Genomic DNA, 19,376 nt, shown 5'->3' with positions numbered 1-19,376 from the left:
GAAGGGTATGACACCTTCAGGCAAAACGGTGGACGCGGCGCTCGCCCAGTTGCGCCAGGCGCTTTCGACTTTGGAGAGTGCCGTCGACGGACGGTTCGAGCGGGAACGGGCGCAGAGCGATATAGAAGGCGAGGTCCGCAGGGTTCACGCCGACCGGTCGCGCCTTGCCCAGGAATTGGATCAGGCCGAGTTCCGGGCGAACCGGCTCGAAGAAGTCAATCGGGAAGTGTCGCGCCGGCTGGTTACGGCGATGGAAACCATAAGAGCCGTGCTGGACCGCTGATCCCTCGGGAGGCAGCCGTGCCGGAGCGGCAGTGATCGGAAAGTCGAATGGCGCAAGTAACGGTAACGATCGATGGTAAAGCCTACCGGATGGCCTGCGAAGAGGGGCAGGAAGACCATCTGACGGATCTTGCCAATCGTTTCGACCGCTATGTCCTGCATTTGAAGAGCCAGTTCGGTGAAATCGGCGATCTCAGGCTGACCGTCATGGCCGGGATCATGATCATGGACGAGGTATCGGAATTGACGCGACGGGTCTCCGCGCTTGAAGCCGAACTGGAGTCCCTCACCAGCAATCGTGATACGACGCTCGCTGCCAATGCCCGCGCCGAGGAAACGCTCGCCAGTGTGATCGACGAGGTGACGACACGCATCCATGGCATCACTGAGAAGCTCCTGGAGCGGCCGGGCATCGAGCAGGTCTAAGCGCATCGCGAGCTTTCAGCCTCGCTTCTCTCGCTTTAGATTCGATATTACGCATGTCGTTATCGCAAAACCGCTGCTCCCTTTTGCGCGACATGCTTTGAGTTATTTCTGCGGATGCCCGATGCGGCCCTCTGGTGCAGCGGCACAATCCGCTCTATATAGTTCGGGCGGTCTGCGCTTCCCGACAGGAACCACAATCCCTGGGGCCATACTCGATCCAAAGGGAGCTGTCCCTGACCAGGCCCGTGGGCCTGGACACACGGTGCCCACCTACGTTTGTAGGCACCCAGGATCGTAAACATCCATCGGTCGTCGTGGATCGCTCTTCAATTTTCCGGACGATTGTCAAGGAAAGCGCCGCGCAGTTCTATCGCCGCGCTGACGCCACTCCTCCTCCCCTTAACCTTTCGACCGCAGATAGGCGCCGCGTTCGAGTTCGGCGCGATTGGTCGCGCTGCGCAGACGCAGCAGATCTTTTCGGGCAATCAAGCCCACAAGACGGCCGGTTTGCGGCTCAACGACGGGAACGCGCCCGGTATCGGCCTGGATCATGATGTCGGCAACGCGGCCGACGGTATCCTCCGCATGCGCGACCGGAAGGGATGTATCCGAAATCGCGTCATACAGCGACTGATCCATGAGCTCCGGCTTGCCCTGCCAGCGCAGCGCGTCGGCGCGCGAGATCATGCCCACAAGGCGATCGTTGTCGCCGACGACGGGATAGAAGCGGTGCGCATCCGGCTGCTCCGTCATTTGCGTCAGCGCTTCCGACAGGCGCATGGATGCGGGCAGGGTGTCTACCTTGGAGATCATGATATCGCGGGCACGGGTCAGCTCGAACGGATCGATGCCGTATTCGCGAGTGATATGCTGGCCGCGCCGCGCGATCTTTTCGGTCAGAATTGATCGCTTCAGCAACAGCACAGTAACGGCATAAGCCGCGACCGTTGCCGCAAGCAGCGGCACAAGCGCGCTCATATCCCCCGTCAGTTCGACGGCGAAGAAGGTGCCCGTCAGGGGCGCACGCATCGTGCCGCCCATCATGGCCGCCATGCCGAGCATCGCCCAGAAACCGGGATCGCCGGGCAAAATGAGACCGACGAGCCAGCCAAGCGTACCGCCGAGGATGAGCAGCGGCGCGAGGACGCCGCCCGACGTGCCCGAGGACAGCGCCACAAGCCAGATGCCGGCCTTGACCAGCAGGATAGCCAGCACCGCGGCGATGGTGATGTGGCTATGCAGCAGATCGGCGACTATATCGTAGCCGACGCCAAGGGCACGCGGCTCGATCAGGCCGCCAAGCCCGACGACGAGGCCGCCGAGTGCCGGCCACCACATCCAGTGGATCGGCAGTTTCTCGAAGGCATCCTCGATCTTGTAGAGCAGCGTCGTCAGCAGGCCGGATTGCAGGCCGGAGACGATGCCGAGGCCGGCGGCGAGCACGATACTCCACCAGGAGAGTGACATGTCGAAATGGGCGGGAAAGAGCGCGCCGCTGCCGAGCAGCACCGGACGCCAGACGACGGAAACGCAGGCTGCGACCGCGACCGGAATGAAGCTGCGCGGCTTCCATTCGAACAACAGCAATTCGACGGCAAGCATGACGGCCGCGATCGGCGTGCCGAAGACCGCCGTCATGCCAGCCGCAGCGCCGGCAACCAGCAGGGTCTTTCTCTCGGCGGCACTCATATGAAAGAACTGCGCAAAGAGCGAACCGATTGCGCCGCCCGTCATGATGATCGGACCTTCCGCGCCGAATGGACCGCCGGAACCGATCGAGATCGCCGATGACAGCGGCTTCAGCACCGCCACTTTCGGCGACATGCGGCTGCCGCCGATCAGGATCGCCTCGATGGCTTCCGGAATGCCGTGGCCGCGAATTTTCTCCGAGCCGTAACGTGCCATCAGGCCGATGACGAGGCCGCCGAGAATGGGAGCGGCGACCATCCAGGGCGAGCGCGTCACCATGGCGAAGGACAGTGGCTCAGTGCTGATCTTGAACAGCCAGACGGCATTGCTGACGAGCGCGATGAGATTGATGAGCACCCAGGCGGCGAAAGCGCCGCCGGTGCCGACGACCAGGGCCATGGCAATCAGCACCAAAACGCGCTTGTCCGTGGTAAAATCGCCATTGTCCTTGCGGGAAGCCCCGCCGGAGAAATCGTGGCTGTGACTTGACTGGATCGGAGTGTCCTGCATTGGGGGCCTTCTTTGCCAGAGCGCTTCCGCCGTTCTTCGAATAGCGAAAGCGCTCTATCTTCCTGTTTTACGCATTCCGGACGGAAAACTGCTGCGCACTTTTCCTGGAATGCTCCAAGCGCGCGACCGTCTTTCAGCCGCTCCCCGCTTCCAGATGGCAGATATATCGTAATGCGATATAAATCAACTGAAGCGCATCGTGATCTCCAAGATTCGTTTCCGGCAGCTTAGGTCCTTGATCTAGGGCCTATCATTGCCGCAAAACCGCTGAATAGTTTCCGCGACATGTTTTAGGACCGCGAACAGCGGCAATGAGGATTTTCTGATGGTGCGACGCTTGGACAAAACCCTTTCTCAGGCGGACTACGAAGCACTGGCGACATTGCGCTACACTCTGCGCAAGTTCATGGATTTCAGCACCTCGGCCGCGCATGAGGCAGGCCTGCCGCCGCAACAGCATCAGGCGCTGCTGGCCATTAAGGGGAACGATCGGAGCGAAGCCATGACGATCGGCATGCTGGCGGAAAAGCTGCTGATTGCGCCGCATACGGCAACGGAGCTGGTGGGACGGCTGATCGATGGTGACTATGTGACCCGCCATCCCGATCCCTCGGACAAGCGCCGGCAGACACTGCAATTGACCGAAAAGTCCGAAGAGGTTCTTCAGCGGCTCAGCTCGATCCATCTGGTCGAAATTCGCGATATGGCGCCTAAGCTGATCGATATTCTCACGCATTTGCAGGCGGGCGTCCGCCATGAATGAGAGCGCGATTGCCGGATGATACCGGCAATCGCGCGGAGATTATTGACCGAGGCGGATGCCGCCGTCACAAATCAGCGTGTGGCCGCTGGTAAAGCCGTTGCCGATCAGGAAGGCGATGGCTTCGGCTATTTCCTTGGGCTGGCCGACACGACCGACGGGTGTGCGCGCTGCGAAGCCGGCAAATGTCGGCTCTTTCTGATCTGCGCTCAGGAAGTCCCACCAGGGCGTGTCGACAACTCCCGGTGAAACGCAGTTCACCCGGATCGGCTTGAGCTCGACGGCGAGAATCGGTGCCAAGGCGGCAATGGCGGCATTGATGGCTCCAAGCCCCGCCGTGCCGGGCATCGCGGCCTGTGCCGATACGGCGGAGACGAAGGTGAGGCTGCCTTGCTTCGACAGATAGGGCAAGCAGGCCTGGGCACAGGCGAAATGCGCCATCGCCTTCTGCTCGAAACCTTTCCTGACGTCGGCAAGATCGACCGTAGCGAAAGGTCCGGCGCCATTGCCGCCGCCCAATGCGAGGACGAGATGATCGAGAGGGCCGATTGCCTCAAAGGCTTGCGCAAGGCCCGCAAGGTCGGCGGCGTCCATGGCGACGGCAGTGAAATCGCCGTTCAGGCTTTGTGCGGCGGCCTGGAGTTTCGAGTTATCGCGGCCAGTGATCGTGACGCGATAGCCTTTTTCGAAAAGATGGGCGGCAGTCGCAAGACCGATACCGGAGGAGCCGCCGACAATAACGACGTGTTGAGACGACATGGTTGTCTCCTTTCTAGAGGCTGGGGAGGGGGCAAGGAATAAGGCATCAGACCAGGCCGGTAAGGCTTTGGCTGAGTGTTCGCAGGTTGCTGCGTGCAGTTGCGTCATAGGCTTGGGCAGAGGCGCGCGATGGGCGCAGTCCGTCGTAGTAGAGGCCGGTGTGTCCTTCCACAGCGGTGCCGGCGGCCAGATTGAGGATGGCATCGGCCCCTTGCTCGACCGTGCTTAGCGGTGCAACGCCTGCCTGGCGCACCATGGTCGTGTCCATATAGGTCGCCGGGTGCAGGCAGTTGGCGGTGACCCCGGAGCTGGCAAGCTCTTCGGCGAGATCGAAGGTGAACATGATCTGCGCCAGCTTGCTCTGGCAATAGGCACGTACGCCGCTATAACCACGCGTCAGCATGACGTCGGCGAAGTCGATGGGTTGCTGGCCGACGGAAGATACATTGACGATGCGGGCGGGAGTGCTTGCCTTCAACAGAGGCAGGAGCCGGCGCGTCAGCAGGAAGCCGGCGAGATAATTCGCCGCGAAACGCAGCTCGTATCCGTCTAGGCTTAACTGGCGTCCGGTGCCGTCGCCACTGGTGCCGATGCCGGCATTGTTGATCAAAACATCGAGGCGATCGTAATCGCGCTCGATGGCGTCGGCCAGAGTGCGGACCTCTTCCAGTGAGGAAAGGTCGGCGAGGTAATAGGTCGCTTTGCCGCCCTCATCTTGAATGCGGGAGACCAGTTCTTCCGCGCGGATCTTGTCACGGCCGTGAACGATCAGCCCAGCGCCTGCCGCTGCCAGTCGTTCCGCAACCCTGCGCCCGACACCATCCGTCGAGCCTGTAATCATGATCGTTTTGCTGCTCATATCCATAGCAACCGCCTTCTCGTCGTCTGCATGATGATATTTGGCAGCTTGCGGACGCGGCAAACAGTTCTGACTTTATCCTAGTATTGATCCTGCTATGATAGAGCATGCCCATCAATCAGAGCCAGATCATTCTCGAAGCCAGGCGTCGCGAGTTCGGCGCCTTTCTGCGCTCCCGCCGGGAAAAGCTGACGCCCGCCAAGGTCGGGCTTCCGGAAGGGTTCCGGCGACGCACGCCAGGGCTCAGGCGCGAGGAAGTGGCGCTGCTGGCCGGTGTCGGTACCACCTGGTACACTTGGCTGGAGCAGGGGCGGGACGTTCGTCCCTCCGCAGAGGTTCTATCGGCGCTGGCCGACGCACTGCGGCTCGATCCGGTCGAGCGGCGGCATCTCTTTACGCTAAGTGATCGGCCATCTGTTGACACCCCGTCGCGCGGGCCTGAGGAAGTGCCGGATGCGCTAGTGCGCATGCTTGCAAGCCTTGCTGGCCAGCCGGCCTATGTTCTCGGCCGCCGCTGGGATGTGCTGGCCTGGAATGCCGCAGCTGTTGCAGTTTTCGGTGATTATGCCCTGCTGCAAGGGGATGCCCGCAACAGCGTCCATCGGGTATTTACCGACCCTGCCCACCGGCAGCTTCTTGTCGATTGGGAGATCGTGGCGGCGAATTCGCTGGCGATGTTTCGCGTCGACAGTGCCCGTTACGCCGGTGATCCTGATTTCCAGCGGCTGATCGCTACCTTGATGCAGGCGAGCCCCGAATTTCGCGCCTGGTGGCCGAGGCAGGATGTGCTGCGGCCGCTGACGGGTCACAAGCGTCTGCGCCATCCCGAGGGCGGCTTGATGACATTCGAATATACCGCGCTTGCCGTCATGGACCGTGCCGACATGAAGCTGGTCGTTTATACGCCGCTCGAAGAAGACGGGACGAGCGACGGGCTGAAACGTCTGTTGGGCGGTGCCAGCGCAGCGTAATCCGGCTTTCTGCGAACCCAACCGTCTTTTTTAGCTCTCCAGATCGTTCTTCAGCTGATCGAGGATGGAGAGGGCATGGCCGGCATAGGCGCTGATCCAGCGATCATGGATCTGCTTGATCGGCAGGCTATTCAGATGGTTCCAGCGCTCGCGACCATCCTTCTTGGCAATCACGAGATCAGCTTCTTCCAGCACTCTCAGATGCTGCATCACGGTGCAGCGGTCCATATCCGCGAAAGCTTCGCAGAGCGAGCCCGTCGTGCGCGGTGCATCCTTGAGCATGTCCAGGATTTCGCGCCGCCGCCGATGCGCAAGGGCCTTGAAAATGAGGTCGCTATCCGATTCGTTTGACACGTTATATTTTTATAACATAATGGGGCCATTCGCAATGGAGCGATAACGACAGACAAAATAATGGAGGAGATGCCATGACATTGAATGTTCGGATTTCAGGACGGATCGGCCGCAAGGTGGATGAAGTCTTCGATGCTGTCGTCAACCCGAAGAAGCTTTCGAGCTACTTCACCACCGTCGGCGGGGCGAGCGCGCCCCTGGTGGCGGGAACGACCGTCATCTGGTGGAAGAACGCCCCCGTCGAGGTCAATGAGGTGGAGGCCAACAAGCGCATCGTCTTTCACTGGGACGGCGGCACCGGCGAGGACGGCGTCCGTTATAGAACCAAAGTGGAGATGACCTTCGATGCGCTGGAGGATGGCGGCACGCTTGTCATCATCGAAGAAAGCGGCTGGCGCGAGGACGAGGCCGGCCGTCGCGGCACCTATCTGAACTGCGAGGGCTGGACGCAGATGCTCTGCTGCATGAAAGCCTTCGTCGAATACGGGATCAATCTGCGCGAAGGGTTCTTCCTCAGCGAGATGCGCGGCGAGCCGGCGGAGGCGCCGGATCGCTGAGTTCCGGCAAACCCGTATCGCCGGTCACTATCGTCTCGATCCCTTTCCTGGCTATCGGTCAGTGGCCCGGTGCCGATTTCGGTGCCGGGCCTATCTGTTTCCGGATTCTGCTACTGGGGAGGGCGGTTGATACCGTGCGATGGATATCCATCTCACGTTGTAGTAGGCTTCGGACAATCGGAAGAAGGGCGGTATTGGCGGTGGGGGCGCTCAGGATGGGATGGGAATATCACTTTTGTGTGTGGATAAGCCCAAAAGCCGGGTGAATGACAAAATCCTTTAAATAATAAGAGATTCATTGCTGGCGGGACGGGGCCTGCGCCAAAATTGCCTAAATTCAGAACGATGGAGCGCGCGTCACAACGGGCTTGTCGAAAGAAGTGTATAGGGCAACTCGAAGACGCGTCGTCGATGTTACTGAATATCCGGACAGTCGGAACCGGCGAAGATCACTATAAACAGGTAGAGCATGTCGAGCCCAATCGATCTGGAAAGTGCCGATGAGGAATTGGAAGAGCGTGGCGGTATCGTCGGTCTGTTGAACCGCTATCGCGCACTGATTGTCGCCGTTCTTACAGTCGCCGTCTTCTGCATCGCCGCCTATGCGATCTACGACCTGACGACCGAGGTGCGCTATGATGACGTCGTCCATGCCCTGACGACGACGAAGATCTCCTCGGTGCTGCTGGCGCTGCTGTTTACTGGCCTGAGTTTCGCCTCCCTGATCTTCTATGACCAGAATGCGCTCGAATATATCGGCAAGCGGCTGCCGTTTCCGCATGTCGCGCTGACCTCCTTCAGCGCCTATGCGGTCGGCAATACCGCCGGCTTCGGCGCACTCAGCGCCGGCGCGATCCGCTACCGCGCATATACCCGGCTCGGGCTGTCGCCTGACGACATCACCCGCGTCATCGCTTTCGTTACGCTCGCCTTCGGTCTGGGTCTGGCGTCTGTCGGCGCCATGGCGCTTCTGGTCATTGCCGACGAGATCGGCCCACTGATCAGCGTCGATGGCTTGTGGCTGCGGCTGATCGCTATCGCCATTCTCGCGGCGCTTGCTTTCGTGGTCTATGCCGGCCGCAATGGCCGCGAAGTGCGTATCGGTCCGGTTGCCGTGCGTCTGCCGGATTCGCGCACCTGGTCGCGGCAGTTTCTGGTCACCGCATTCGATATCGCGGCCTCGGCCTCCGTGCTCTATGTGCTGCTGCCGGAAACCTCCATCGGATGGCCGGGCTTCTTCGCGATTTACGCGATCGCCGTCGGGCTTGGCGTGCTCAGCCACGTTCCGGCCGGCTTCGGCGTGTTCGAGACGATCATCATCGCCTGGCTCGGCAGTTCCGTGAATGAAGATGCCGTTCTGAGTTCTCTGGTCCTCTATCGCGTCATCTACAACGTCATTCCGCTCGTCATCGCCATTGCCGCGATCTCGGTCGCGGAGCTGCGCCGTTTCGTCGATCACCCGGTGGCTTCGAGCATGCGCCGCATCGGCGCACGCCTGATGCCGCAGCTATTGTCGGCCTTTGCGCTGTTGCTCGGCATGATGCTGGTCTTTTCGAGCGTGACGCCGACGCCGGACCATAATCTGATCGTGCTATCGGACTATCTGCCGCTGTCCTTGGTCGAAAGCGCTCACTTTCTGTCGAGCCTTCTGGGGCTGGCAATCATCGTGGCCGCCCGTGGCCTCAGCCAGCGTCTCGACGGGGCGTGGTGGGTTTCGACCTTCTCGGCGTTGTTCGCCCTGTTCTTCTCGCTGCTGAAGGCCATCGCCATCGTCGAAGCCGGTTTGCTTGCCTTCTTCGTCTTCAGCCTCGTGGTCAGCCGTCGCCTGTTCAAGCGGCCGGCTTCGCTGCTTAACCAGACGTTGACGGCCGGTTGGCTCACGGCCATCGCGGTCGTCTGCATCGGCGCCATCGTCGTGCTGTTCTTCGTCTATCGCGATGTCGGATACAGCAACGAGCTTTGGTGGCAGTTCGAATTTGCCGATGAGGCGCCGCGCGGGCTTCGTGCGGCGCTCGGCATTTCCATCGTGTCCTCGGCGATCGCGATCTTCAGCCTGTTGCGTCCGGCAACGAAGCGGCCGGAGCCTGTCAGCGACGATGCGGTGGCGCGCGCCGTGGAAATCGTGCGCAAGCAGGGCGTTGCCGACGCCAATCTGGTGCGCATGGGCGACAAGAGCATCATGTTCTCGGAAAAAGGCGATGCCTTCATCATGTACGGCAAGCAGGGTCGCTCATGGATCGCCCTGTTCGATCCGGTCGGCCCGCGCCAGGCGCTGCCTGATCTGATTTGGCGCTTCGTCGAGACGGCGCGTGCTGCCGGCTGTCGCTCTGTCTTCTACCAGATCTCACCGGCACTTCTCTCCTATTGCGCCGATGCAGGCCTGCGGGCGTTCAAGCTCGGCGAACTTGCCGTGGTCAATCTTGCCAATTTCGAGCTCAAGGGCGGCAAATGGGCCAATCTCAGGCAGACGGCGAGCCGCGCGGTGCGCGATGGACTAGAATTTGCCGTTATCGAACCTCAAGATATACCCGATGTGCTGGATCAGCTCGCCCATGTCTCCGATACATGGCTTGCCGATCACAATGCCAAGGAAAAGAGTTTCTCGCTCGGTGCGTTCGATCCGGATTATGTGTGCTCGCAGCCGGTCGGCGTGTTGAAAAAGGATGGTAAGATCGTCGCTTTTGCGAATATTCTGATGACGGAGACCAAGGAGGAGGGATCCGTCGACCTGATGCGTTTTTCCCCTGATGCCCCGAAGGGTTCGATGGATTTTCTGTTCGTGCAGATCCTCGAATACCTCAAGGGTGAGGGATTTCAGCGTTTCAACCTTGGCATGGCGCCGCTGTCGGGCATGTCGAGACGGGAATCGGCGCCGGTTTGGGACAGGGTCGGGGGAACTGTCTTCGAGCACGGCGAGCGCTTCTATAATTTCAAAGGGCTTCGTGCCTTCAAATCAAAATTCCATCCCGAATGGCAGCCGCGCTACCTGGCTGTTTCGGGAGGGGTTAGTCCAATGATCGCGTTGATGGATGCCACATTCCTCATCGGGGGCGGACTTAAGGGGGTCGTGAGGAAATGATCTTGAAATACGCAATGTCATTGGCTTTCGCATGCGTGCTGTCGACGGGCCTGCTGATGTCGGGCCAAGCACGGGCTGAAGCCGACGATACAAAATATGATCTGGGCATGATCCCGGCGCCGCACATCATGCGACCGCACGGCAAGGTTTCGAACGAAGTTGTCCTGATTTCCGATCTCGCCGGCTGGGGCGACAAGGAGAAGGCTGTTGCCGACAAGCTCGTCGCCAATGGCTCGCTCGTCATCGGCATCGACTATCCGTCCTTTCTGGCCGCGCTCAATAATTACGACGTCAGCAAGAACGACGGCTGCATCTATATCGTCTCGGATCTGGAATCGCTCAGCCAGCAGGTGCAGCGCTCCTTTGCCGACAGCACCTATCAATTGCCTGTTATCGCCGGTGTTGGCGCCGGTGGCGCCATGGCGCTGACGATCGCGGCCCAGACGCCAGATGCGACCGTTGCCGGTACGCTGGCCGTCGACCCGACTGCGGGCGTCGGCCTGAAGCAGGAACTCTGCACGCCGGCCGAGAAGAAGACCGACGGCGATATGGTGTCCTTCGGTCTGCAGGAAGGCGCGCTGCCCAATCCTATTCTCGTGACCTTCACAGCGAATGCGCCGAAGGATGGCCGCGACCACGTTGCAGACATCCAGAAGGACCATCCCGAAGTCCAGACCACCGATTCCGACAATGCCGACACCTATGCGACGCTGGAGGCTTCGCTCGCCGATCTGATGAAGACGATCGACAGCTCGAAATCGCCGCTTGGATTGCCCCTTGACATCATGGAGACGACGCCGACCGAAGACACGCTCGCAATCGTCTATTCGGGTGATGGCGGCTGGCGCGACATCGACAAGGAAGTCGGCAGCTACCTGCAGGACCAAGGCATCCCGGTCGTGGGCGTCGATACCCTGCATTATTTCTGGACGGAGAAGGATCCGCAGCAGACGGCCAACGACCTCGGCCGGATCATCGACTTCTATACCAAGCGCTTCAAGGTCAAGCATGTGGTGCTGGTTGGTTATTCCTTTGGCGCCGATGTGCTGCCGGCGAGCTACAATCGCCTGCCTCAGGCCGAAAAGGACAAGATCGTCCAGATGTCGCTGCTGTCTTTGTCGCAGAAGGTCGACTATGTGATTTCGGTCATGGGCTGGCTCGGGGCCTCGAGCCAGGGCAAGGGCGGCGATCCCGTCAACGACCTCAAGTCGATCAATCCGAAGATGGTGCAATGCGTCTACGGCAAGGATGACGACGAGGATGTCGCCTGCCCGCTGCTGAAGGGCACGGGTGCGGAAGTCATCGCCATGGATGGCGGCCACCATTTCGATGACGATTACGAAGCCCTGGCGAACCACATCATCAATGGACTGAAGAGCCGCCTCGGCGAATAATGTGCTCATGGCGCGCGGCGTGTCTTGCTGCCGCGCGCCCTTTCTCACCTTCCCCCACGGTCTTCTGCCGACTTTTCCTGCGCGTTCGGCGCAGCATTTATTTGCTTCTTTCGACGGCTGCCGTTAGTCGGAAAGGGCACATCATGAGCGCCGCGTTTGCCGCAGCCGCTTATTGTCTTATCCAGAAAGGTTCGCCCTTGTCCGCTGCATCGAATTCCGCCTTCGCCAAGACCTATTCCGGCTTCCTGTTCGATATGGACGGCACGATCATCAATTCGATTGCCGCTGCCGAACGCGTCTGGGGTAATTGGGCACGCGCCCAGAGTCTTGATGTCGAGAAGTTCATGCCAACCATGCATGGCAAGCGCGGCGTCGATACGATCGGTCAGTTGAATCTGCCTGGCGTCGATCCGGTCGCGGAGGCGCTGAAGATCACCGAAGCCGAGATTGCCGATGTCGAGGGTGTGATCGCGCTGCCGGGCGCCGTCGATTTCCTTGCGTCTTTGCCGCCGGAGCGCTGGGCGATCGTCACCTCGTCGCCCTATCGGTTGGCGCTGGCGCGGCTTGACGCTGCCGGGATCCCCGTTCCGCGCTTCATGGTGACCGCCGAGGACGTGAAGGTCGGCAAGCCTGATCCGCAGTGCTATATCCTCGGCGCGCAGCGCCTCGGCCTCAGTCCATCGGAATGCCTGGTGTTTGAAGACGTCCTGGCCGGCGTCAAGGCAGGCGAGGCGGCTGGTGCGGATGTGGTGGTCATCACAGTGACGCATTCGCATCCGATCGAGACCGATCACACCACACTGCCGAATTATGAAAATGTTCGCGCACATGTGGATGGCGACGGAAAATTGTCGATCATCCGTAAAGGCTGATGCAGCCCGCTCCTTTCCGCGACCACGGCATGTCGCTTTCGTGCTTTGCAACGGGCCGCCGGCTCATTATGTTTTCCTGATATCATAGATATTTGCGAAGATCAGATGAGCAAAGAGCTGAAAGCCCAATACCGCAACGAGCGCCTTGCCGAGCGAGACGCCATTCCGGCAGAAGATCGTATTGAAAAGGGCCTGGCCATGGTCGTGCATGGCGGCGACGCCATCGATATCAGGCCGGGAGATATCGTCTCCGGCTTCCTGCCGATCCGTTCGGAAGTGGATATAAGGCCATTGATGGCGCGTCTGCGGGAGCGAGGGGCGCGGCTCTGTGTGCCTGTTATTCTTGATCGCAGCACGATCGTCTTTCGGGAGCTTGTCGCCGGGGTGCCATTGGTTCCGGTCGGATTCGGGACTTCCGGTCCGGGACCTGAAGCGGCAGTGCTGGACCCGGATATCATGCTCGTGCCGCTTTCGGCCTTCGACAAGAGCGGCCATCGCATCGGCTATGGTGCCGGTCATTACGACCGTGCGATCGAACGCCTGCATCAAAAAGGGTTGAATCCGCGGCTGATCGGCATTGCATTCGATTGCCAAGAAGTGCCATCAGTACCCGCTGAGCCGCATGATATCAGTCTTGACGCGATTTTGACCGAGAGCGGACTCAATTTCGTTTCGGAAGTGATTGGATAGCGAATGCGGCTGCTTTTTCTGGGAGATATGGTCGGCAAGACGGGACGGGTTGCTGTGTGGGACCGCCTGCCGGGCCTCGTATCCGACCTGAAGCTCGATTTCGTCATCGTCAATGGCGAGAATGCTGCCGGCGGCTTCGGCATCACCGAGGACATCTTCCTCGAGACAATCAATGCCGGCGCAGACGTCGTGACGACGGGCAACCATGTCTGGGACCAGAAGGAAGCCGTCGTCTTTTGCGAGCGCCACGACCAGTTTCTGCGCCCCGCCAACTATCCGGCCGGCACGCCCGGCCGCGGTTCCGGCCTCTATTACGCGCGTAACGGCGCGCGCGTGCTCGTTGCCAACATCATGGGCCGCGTCTTCATGCATCCGGAGCTCGACGATCCCTTCAAGTCGGCAGAAGCCATCCTCGATGCCTGCCCGCTGAAAGAGCAGGCGGATGCCATCGTCTTCGACTTCCATGCGGAGGCGACGAGCGAAAAGCAGTGTTTCGGTCACTTCGTCGATGGCCGCGCGAGCTTCGTCATTGGCACGCATACGCATGTGCCGACTGCGGACGCACAGATCCTGAATGGTGGCACCGCCTATATGTCGGACGCTGGCATGTGCGGCGATTACGATTCCTCGCTCGGCATGGAAAAGGAAGAACCGCTCAACCGTTTCATCTCGAAGATGCCGAAGGGACGTTTCGAGGCGGCGTCGGGGCCAGCCACCATCTGCGGTGTCGGCGTCGAGATTTCCGACGCGACGGGATTGGCTGAGAAGATCGCGCCGCTCCGGCTTGGACCGCGGCTTGCAGAGACCATTCCGGACTTCTGGCGCTGAGCGCTGCACGATAATTCATCATCGGCATATGATGACGCGATTGTGAGCAATCGTGCCTGAATGTCGCTGGACCTGTTTCGGATCGTGCCGCATCCTCTCGTCACTATCAGGCTTGAGGGGTGGCATGATGCCGCGATTTCCTGTCCTTGCCGTGTTCTTCCTGATAATGTTCCTTGGCTTGGGCGCGGCTGACGCCCAGCAAAAGCCTTCTCGTCCGCAACCAAGCCAATGCCAGGCGATCGCGCAATCCCTGCCCAAGGCAACATTCGCCAGCTTTTCTCCTCCTGGTCCGACGCTTGCCAATGATCCCGTCGATGGCCCCATCAACGGCGACGTGAAGATCACGTTCCTCGGTCACGCAACGCTCTTCATTGAAACGCCCGGCGGCGTTTCCATCGCCACGGATTACAGCGGCGCCTACTCGCCGCCCTATACGCCCGAGGTCGTCACGATGAACAAGGCGCATCCGAGCCACTACACGCTGACGCCGGACCCGGCGATCAAATATGTGCTGCATGGATGGAGCGACGTGCCCGGGGAGCCGGCAAAGATCCGCATGACTGTGGGAGATACGCTGATCCGCAATGTCGTCACCGATATTCGCTCCTGGGGTGGCGGCATCGAAGCCAACGGCAATTCGATCTTCATCTTCGAGGTAGCGGGTCTTTGCATCGGACATCTGGGTCATTTGCATTTCGAGCTCACCGACCAGCAATATGCCGAGATCGGTCGCCTCGATGTCGTGATGGTGCCGGTCGACGGCGGCCTGACCATGGGGGCGGACAGCATGAGCCGTGTGGTGAAAAGGCTGCGCTCGTCACTCATCCTGCCCATGCACCGCTGGGGGCCGCCAGTCGATCAGTTTCTCGCCTTGTTCGGTCCCGACTTCGACGTCGCCTATGCGCCGACACCGAGCGTCACGGTGTCGGTGAAGACCTTGCCGCGCAAGCCGCTGATCTATGTGCTCAAGGGACTGTGACCATCTCGATCGCGACCGTTCTCCATCCCCATTATCCGGCTTTTTACTTGAATGAGGGCCGCTTCGCTCTTATAAGGCGGCCATTCCCAACAAAAGACGTGAACAGGGGTGCCATGGCTGGCCATTCACAGTTTAAAAACATCATGCACCGCAAGGGTCGTCAGGACTCGGTGCGTTCGAAAATGTTCTCGAAGCTGGCGCGCGAAATCACGGTCGCTGCCAAATCGGGCCTGCCCGACCCGACCATGAACGCGAGCCTGCGTCTGGCGATCCAGAACGCCAAGGCGCAGTCGATGCCGAAGGACAATATCGACCGTGCCATCAAGAAGGCTTCCGGTGCCGATACCGAGAATTACGATGCGATCCGTTACGAGGGCTACGGTCCGGGCGGCACGGCGATCATCGTCGAAGCGCTGACCGATAACCGCAACCGCACGGCATCCAACGTTCGCTCGATCTTCACGAAGGCCGGCGGTGCGCTTGGCGAAACCGGTTCGGTGTCCTTCTCCTTCGATCACGTCGGCGAAATCACCTACAAGCCTTCCGCCGGCGATGCCGACAAGGTCATGGAAGCGGCGATCGAAGCCGGTGCCGATGACGTCGAAAGCGATGAAGAAGGCCATGTGATCATCTGCGCCTTCGAATCTCTCGGCGAAGTCGCCAAGGCGCTCGAAGCGACGCTCGGCGAAGCCGAAACCGTGAAGGCGATCTGGCGCGCGCAGAACAACGTGCCGGTCGACGAAGAAAAGGCCCAGTCGCTGATGAAGCTCATCGAAAACCTTGAAGACGATGACGACGTTCAGAACGTCTATTCGAACTTCGAAGTTTCGGACGAAGTCATGGCCAAGCTCTCGGCCTGATCCCTTTCGATCATTCAGAAAAGCCGGCTGCAGCGATGCGGCCGGCTTTTTGCGTTATGGGGCTGTCGCACGGATAAAATCGTCGCGGAAGGTGGCGAGATCCGGTGCGGCGACATCGGAGACAGCCCAAAAGACCAGCCCGTCGGCATGCCATTCGACGAAATTATAGCCCTCCTTCTCGGCATTGGTTTTGGCTCCCGCAGCGCCCGGCCAGACGAAGAGATTGATGACATGGCCGTGCCGGCGATAGATCAGCGCCACCACCACCCGGCCATCGAGATAATCCACCCTGCCGCCGACGAGAGGGAAGCCCTGGGCTGCCAGATCGACTACGGGCGGGGAGAAATCGATCTTGCCGTTGAACCATGGTTTGACCGTGTGCTGGTCTGCGGTCAGCACGTCGGTGAGGTGATCGGCGAGCATCGAGCGCACATGGCTTGCGAGAAGCTGATCCTCGATCGTCTGGCTCTGCTGCGGCACGTTCAGTACCAGCATGAGGCTTGCCGCAAGGACGGCAAGCGAGGGCACGAAACTCCATTCGCGAACCAATCGCCACACGTGCTGCCACGGGCTCTCCGTTTGGCTCGCAGCCGTGGTTGCGCGCCTCATCATGGATTGCTCCAGCGTCAGTGCCGCCTGCACGCGGGCATGGACGGTATCAGGCGCCTGCCATTTGACGCCTTCGCGTGCGGAAAGACGCTTGACCATCAGGGCATTCTCCATCTCGCCGGCGCAGTCCCGGCAGGTCGCCAGATGCGCCTCGAAACGAGCCGCGTTGGCTGCGTCCAGCTCGCCGTCAATGAAGCCGTGCAGCAGATCGTTCCATTCACCGTGATCATTCTCTTCAGCGCCGCTCATCGTACCGCCCCTTTTCCTTCGAGGCTGCGCCAGACTTCGCCAAAATCACGGCGGGCGCGGGCGAGGCGCGACATGACGGTGCCGATCGGCGCATCGATGATCTCGGCGATTTCCTTGTAGGAGAGATCCTCGAGTTCGCGCAGGACCAGGACCTCGCGCATGGCATCGGGCAGCCTGTTGATGACCTCGCGCACGCGCTGCGTTTCCGACTTGCGCATGAAGGCCGCCTCCGGCGTATCCTCCTCGGAGGCGGGATCGGGGGAGGGCGAGCCTTCATCCGAATCCCTTTCGTTGGTCATAGGCTGCTCGTAGCGCGTCTTGCGCCGGCCCTCCTGCAGCCAGGCATGATAGCAGTTGCGGACGATGGTGAAGGTCCAGGCGCGGGCATCGCCATCGCGAAAGCCGCCAAAACCGCGATAGGCACGCAGATATGCCTCCTGCACGATATCTTCAGCGGCATCGGCATCGCGGCTCAGGAAGCGCGCGAAATTATAGGCGGCGTCCAGATGCGGGATGATCGTTTGCTGGAAGCGGCGCATAGTCTCGTCGGGCAAGGCGATCGCGCGCTTTGAAGACGCGGCATGCGACGATGGCTCTGCCGTCGCTGCGAGGACGGCGTGTTTGATCGTTTTCGGTCCAGCAAGGAAGGCGCGTAGGCGGCTTAGAAGCCACCCCAGCTTGCCAATCGCGGTGTCTTGCGGCGGGCGCCAGCTCCATGTCCGGAACTCGTCGCCAAGCGTCATCGAAGTCATAAATCGGGCGTCTGTCATCATGATCCCCGCAAAACGCCGATGCCGACTGTAAGCCTCGGATACGGTGCTTGCAATGTTGCCTGCGATACTAGATCGCGCCTGCGCGGATTTTATTCCCGATCGGATGCAAAAAATTGCAGATCCCGGATGCGGCCGTCGGCGGCTCCACCGCTTCAATCCATGTCGGTTAAAATAATGCCATATATCTCAATGACTTGTGAGAAATCTTCGCGCGTTGGGGAATAAGCGCTCATCACCGTCGATCTTCTTCCTCAGTGGATGGCCGGAATCGCTTGCGACCTCCACCTGGCCCGAAAAGCCATAACCCCTGAGGAGATATTGCGATGTTTGATATGACCCGCCGCGCCGTGCTCGGCACGGCCGCAGCTGCGGCAGCCTTCGGGCTGTCGTCGAAGCTCGAATTCATCCCGCAAGCCTTTGCCGCCACCCCGCTGGAGCCGACGGTCGGCTTTTACAAATACAAGGTCGGGTCGGTCGAGGTCACGGCGATCTATGACGGCATCTGGCGCAAACCGCACGATCCGGCCTTCATCAAGAATGCTTCCGTCGAAGACACCAAGGAAGCGCTTTCCAAGGCTGGTCTGACGACGGATTTCATGCCCATTCCGCTGACGGTCGTCGTTCTCGATATCGGCGGGCGCAAGATCATGATGGATGCCGGCTCGGGTGTCGGGCAATGGCAGACCAACGCCACGCATCTGCCGGCCAACATGGCGGCGGCCGGTATCGACTACAAGAAGATCGACACGGTCATGATCTCGCATTTCCACCCGGACCATGTCTGGGGCCTGATGGAAAAGGGAACCAATGCGGCCGTCTTTCCGAATGCCGAGTTGGTCGTCAATGCGGCGGAATACAAGTGGTGGACCGACCCCGGCCGTGTCGACAAGCTGGCGGAGGGTCGCAAGGAAGCCGGCCGGCGCATCGCCTCGGTCTTCCCGACATGGAAGAACTGGAAGCTGGTCGAGGATAACGCGGAAGTGGTCCCCGGCGTGCACATGCTGGCTGCCTATGGCCATACGCCGGGTCATTCGGTCTTCCTCATCGATGGCGGCAGCGAGCAGCTGATGGTCTCGGCCGACATCATGTATGTGCCGGCGCTGCTCGCACCCCATCCGGAATGGCAAGGCGCCTATGACCAGGATGGCCCGATGGCTGTCGCCACCCGCCGCAGGCTGATCGATCGCATCATTGCCGACAAGATCAGGATCTGCGGCTCGCATTTCCCATTCCCGGGCTCCGGCACCTTCGTCAAGGACGGCAACGCCTACGGTTTCACCCCCACCACCCAGGCCTGAGCGGCCAAAAACAGGAGCAAATACCATGTTCAGACATGCCATTTTCGGGATCGCCGGCCTCTGCGCTGCCGCCATCCTGCCCATTGCCACAGCAGGCCTCGCCTTCGCCGTCGACAATATGGAATCGACCGATGCGCCGGACCTGACCTCCGTGCGTACCAAGATCGATGCGAAGGACTATGCCGGCGCACTCGCCGAGCTTCGCGATATTGCCGAGGAGCACCAGCAGGCCGATGTCTACAATCTGATGGGGTTCACCCTGCGCAAGACCGGCGACTTCAAGACGTCGCTCACCTACTACACCAAGGCGCTGGAACTGCAGCCGGATCACAAGGGCGCGCACGAATATCTCGGCGAACTCTATGTCGAGACCGACGATATGCCCAAGGCCCGCGAACAGCTGGCAGTACTCACCAAGCTCTGCCCGGCGGGATGCGAGGAGCTTGAGGACCTGACCAAGGCAATCGCCGCTAGGGGAACCGACTAAAGTCCGGCCGCAATCGATCCGGCGGCATTTCGCTCGTTCATGTCGAGGGATGCCGCCGGACAGGATCGGAAGCCGCACGAATATCGATGGG

Annotated in this window: 20 protein-coding genes and 1 other RNA gene; 15 read left to right on the top strand and 6 right to left on the bottom strand. The window is 60.4% G+C overall.

The features are described from left to right. Positions 1-7: 7 nt before the first annotated feature. The 3 genes from RTCIAT899_RS14660 to ssrS all read left to right on the top strand — a co-directional run bounded on the left by RTCIAT899_RS14660 (position 8) and on the right by ssrS (position 1,033). Positions 8-283 (top strand): DUF4164 domain-containing protein, encoded by a 276-nt coding sequence (locus RTCIAT899_RS14660; protein WP_015341018.1) that lies wholly within the window; start codon positions 8-10, stop codon positions 281-283. Positions 284-330: 47 nt separating this feature from the next. Continuing rightward, positions 331-708 carry a cell division protein ZapA gene (locus RTCIAT899_RS14655; protein ID WP_015341017.1) on the top strand — a complete coding sequence of 126 codons (378 nt, stop codon included), beginning with the start codon at positions 331-333 and terminating at the stop codon, positions 706-708. A gap of 166 nt (positions 709-874) precedes the next feature. Further along, positions 875-1,033: non-coding RNA, 6S RNA (gene ssrS / locus RTCIAT899_RS31960), on the top strand. A gap of 74 nt (positions 1,034-1,107) precedes the next feature. Here the strand turns inward: ssrS and RTCIAT899_RS14650 are convergent. Beyond that, positions 1,108-2,907: a chloride channel protein gene (locus tag RTCIAT899_RS14650; RefSeq protein WP_015341016.1), complete on the bottom strand. Its 1,800-nt coding sequence runs from the start codon at positions 2,905-2,907 to the stop codon at positions 1,108-1,110. A gap of 325 nt (positions 2,908-3,232) precedes the next feature. On the opposite strand from RTCIAT899_RS14650, the gene RTCIAT899_RS14645 reads away from it, so the two are divergent. Further along, positions 3,233-3,670 carry a MarR family winged helix-turn-helix transcriptional regulator gene (locus RTCIAT899_RS14645; RefSeq protein ID WP_015341015.1) on the top strand — a complete coding sequence of 146 codons (438 nt, stop codon included), beginning with the start codon at positions 3,233-3,235 and terminating at the stop codon, positions 3,668-3,670. A 39-nt stretch (positions 3,671-3,709) separates the two neighbouring features. Here RTCIAT899_RS14645 and RTCIAT899_RS14640 read toward each other — a convergent pair whose 3' ends face one another. Continuing rightward, a complete protein-coding gene (locus tag RTCIAT899_RS14640; RefSeq protein WP_015341014.1) occupies positions 3,710-4,426 on the bottom strand; it encodes an SDR family oxidoreductase in 717 nt (238 codons plus the stop codon). 46 nt (positions 4,427-4,472) lie between these two features. Next, entirely contained in the window at positions 4,473-5,291 is an 819-nt protein-coding gene (locus RTCIAT899_RS14635; RefSeq protein ID WP_041677969.1) for an SDR family NAD(P)-dependent oxidoreductase, read from the bottom strand. A gap of 101 nt (positions 5,292-5,392) precedes the next feature. Between RTCIAT899_RS14635 and RTCIAT899_RS14630 the strand changes: the two genes are divergently transcribed. Then, a complete protein-coding gene (locus tag RTCIAT899_RS14630) occupies positions 5,393-6,256 on the top strand; it encodes a helix-turn-helix transcriptional regulator (RefSeq protein ID WP_015341012.1) in 864 nt (287 codons plus the stop codon). Between the two features lie 30 nt (positions 6,257-6,286). Here the strand turns inward: RTCIAT899_RS14630 and RTCIAT899_RS14625 are convergent, their stop codons facing one another. Beyond that, complete coding sequence (locus RTCIAT899_RS14625) at positions 6,287-6,610, bottom strand: ArsR/SmtB family transcription factor (RefSeq protein WP_015341011.1); 324 nt, start codon at positions 6,608-6,610, stop codon at positions 6,287-6,289. Positions 6,611-6,684: 74 nt separating this feature from the next. On the opposite strand from RTCIAT899_RS14625, the gene RTCIAT899_RS14620 reads away from it, so the two are divergent. The 8 genes from RTCIAT899_RS14620 to RTCIAT899_RS14585 all read left to right on the top strand — a co-directional run bounded on the left by RTCIAT899_RS14620 (position 6,685) and on the right by RTCIAT899_RS14585 (position 15,869). Beyond that, positions 6,685-7,167, top strand: coding sequence for an SRPBCC domain-containing protein (locus RTCIAT899_RS14620; RefSeq protein WP_015341010.1), 483 nt, complete (start codon positions 6,685-6,687; stop codon positions 7,165-7,167). A 469-nt stretch (positions 7,168-7,636) separates the two neighbouring features. Continuing rightward, positions 7,637-10,246, top strand: coding sequence for a bifunctional lysylphosphatidylglycerol flippase/synthetase MprF (mprF, locus tag RTCIAT899_RS14615; protein WP_015341009.1), 2,610 nt, complete (start codon positions 7,637-7,639; stop codon positions 10,244-10,246). After that, on the top strand, positions 10,243-11,640 hold the full coding sequence (locus RTCIAT899_RS14610) for a virulence factor (protein WP_015341008.1): 1,398 nt from the start codon (positions 10,243-10,245) through the stop codon (positions 11,638-11,640). The genes mprF and RTCIAT899_RS14610 overlap by 4 nt, the downstream gene beginning before the upstream one ends. 143 nt (positions 11,641-11,783) lie before the next feature. Beyond that, positions 11,784-12,512 (top strand): HAD family hydrolase, encoded by a 729-nt coding sequence (locus RTCIAT899_RS14605; RefSeq protein ID WP_015341007.1) that lies wholly within the window; start codon positions 11,784-11,786, stop codon positions 12,510-12,512. 105 nt (positions 12,513-12,617) lie between these two features. Further along, complete coding sequence (locus tag RTCIAT899_RS33935; RefSeq protein ID WP_015341006.1) at positions 12,618-13,202, top strand: 5-formyltetrahydrofolate cyclo-ligase; 585 nt, start codon at positions 12,618-12,620, stop codon at positions 13,200-13,202. 3 nt (positions 13,203-13,205) lie between these two features. Then, positions 13,206-14,030, top strand: coding sequence for a TIGR00282 family metallophosphoesterase (locus tag RTCIAT899_RS33930; RefSeq protein WP_015341005.1), 825 nt, complete (start codon positions 13,206-13,208; stop codon positions 14,028-14,030). 124 nt (positions 14,031-14,154) lie between these two features. Next, a complete protein-coding gene (locus tag RTCIAT899_RS14590) occupies positions 14,155-15,009 on the top strand; it encodes an MBL fold metallo-hydrolase (RefSeq protein WP_015341004.1) in 855 nt (284 codons plus the stop codon). 113 nt (positions 15,010-15,122) lie between these two features. Continuing rightward, the gene (locus RTCIAT899_RS14585; RefSeq protein ID WP_041677652.1) at positions 15,123-15,869 is read left to right on the top strand and encodes a YebC/PmpR family DNA-binding transcriptional regulator; all 747 of its coding nucleotides are present in this window, start codon (positions 15,123-15,125) and stop codon (positions 15,867-15,869) included. A gap of 54 nt (positions 15,870-15,923) precedes the next feature. On the opposite strand, the gene RTCIAT899_RS14580 is transcribed toward RTCIAT899_RS14585, so the two are convergent. Next, positions 15,924-16,727, bottom strand: coding sequence for an anti-sigma factor family protein (locus RTCIAT899_RS14580; protein WP_015341002.1), 804 nt, complete (start codon positions 16,725-16,727; stop codon positions 15,924-15,926). After that, on the bottom strand, positions 16,724-17,479 hold the full coding sequence (locus tag RTCIAT899_RS14575) for a sigma-70 family RNA polymerase sigma factor (protein WP_015341001.1): 756 nt from the start codon (positions 17,477-17,479) through the stop codon (positions 16,724-16,726). The genes RTCIAT899_RS14580 and RTCIAT899_RS14575 overlap by 4 nt, the downstream gene beginning before the upstream one ends. 344 nt (positions 17,480-17,823) lie before the next feature. Between RTCIAT899_RS14575 and RTCIAT899_RS14570 the strand changes: the two genes are divergently transcribed. Together RTCIAT899_RS14570 and RTCIAT899_RS14565 are read left to right on the top strand one after the other, a co-directional pair. After that, complete coding sequence (locus RTCIAT899_RS14570) at positions 17,824-18,798, top strand: MBL fold metallo-hydrolase (RefSeq protein WP_015341000.1); 975 nt, start codon at positions 17,824-17,826, stop codon at positions 18,796-18,798. A gap of 25 nt (positions 18,799-18,823) precedes the next feature. Beyond that, entirely contained in the window at positions 18,824-19,285 is a 462-nt protein-coding gene (locus tag RTCIAT899_RS14565) for a tetratricopeptide repeat protein (RefSeq protein WP_015340999.1), read from the top strand. The last annotated feature ends 91 nt before the right edge of the window (positions 19,286-19,376 follow it).

It is taken from the genome of Rhizobium tropici CIAT 899, assembly GCF_000330885.1.
GTDB lineage: Bacteria > Pseudomonadota > Alphaproteobacteria > Rhizobiales > Rhizobiaceae > Rhizobium > Rhizobium tropici.
The sequence above is the reverse complement of the archived record's forward strand: the minus strand, read 5'-3'. Positions and strand labels throughout refer to the sequence as shown.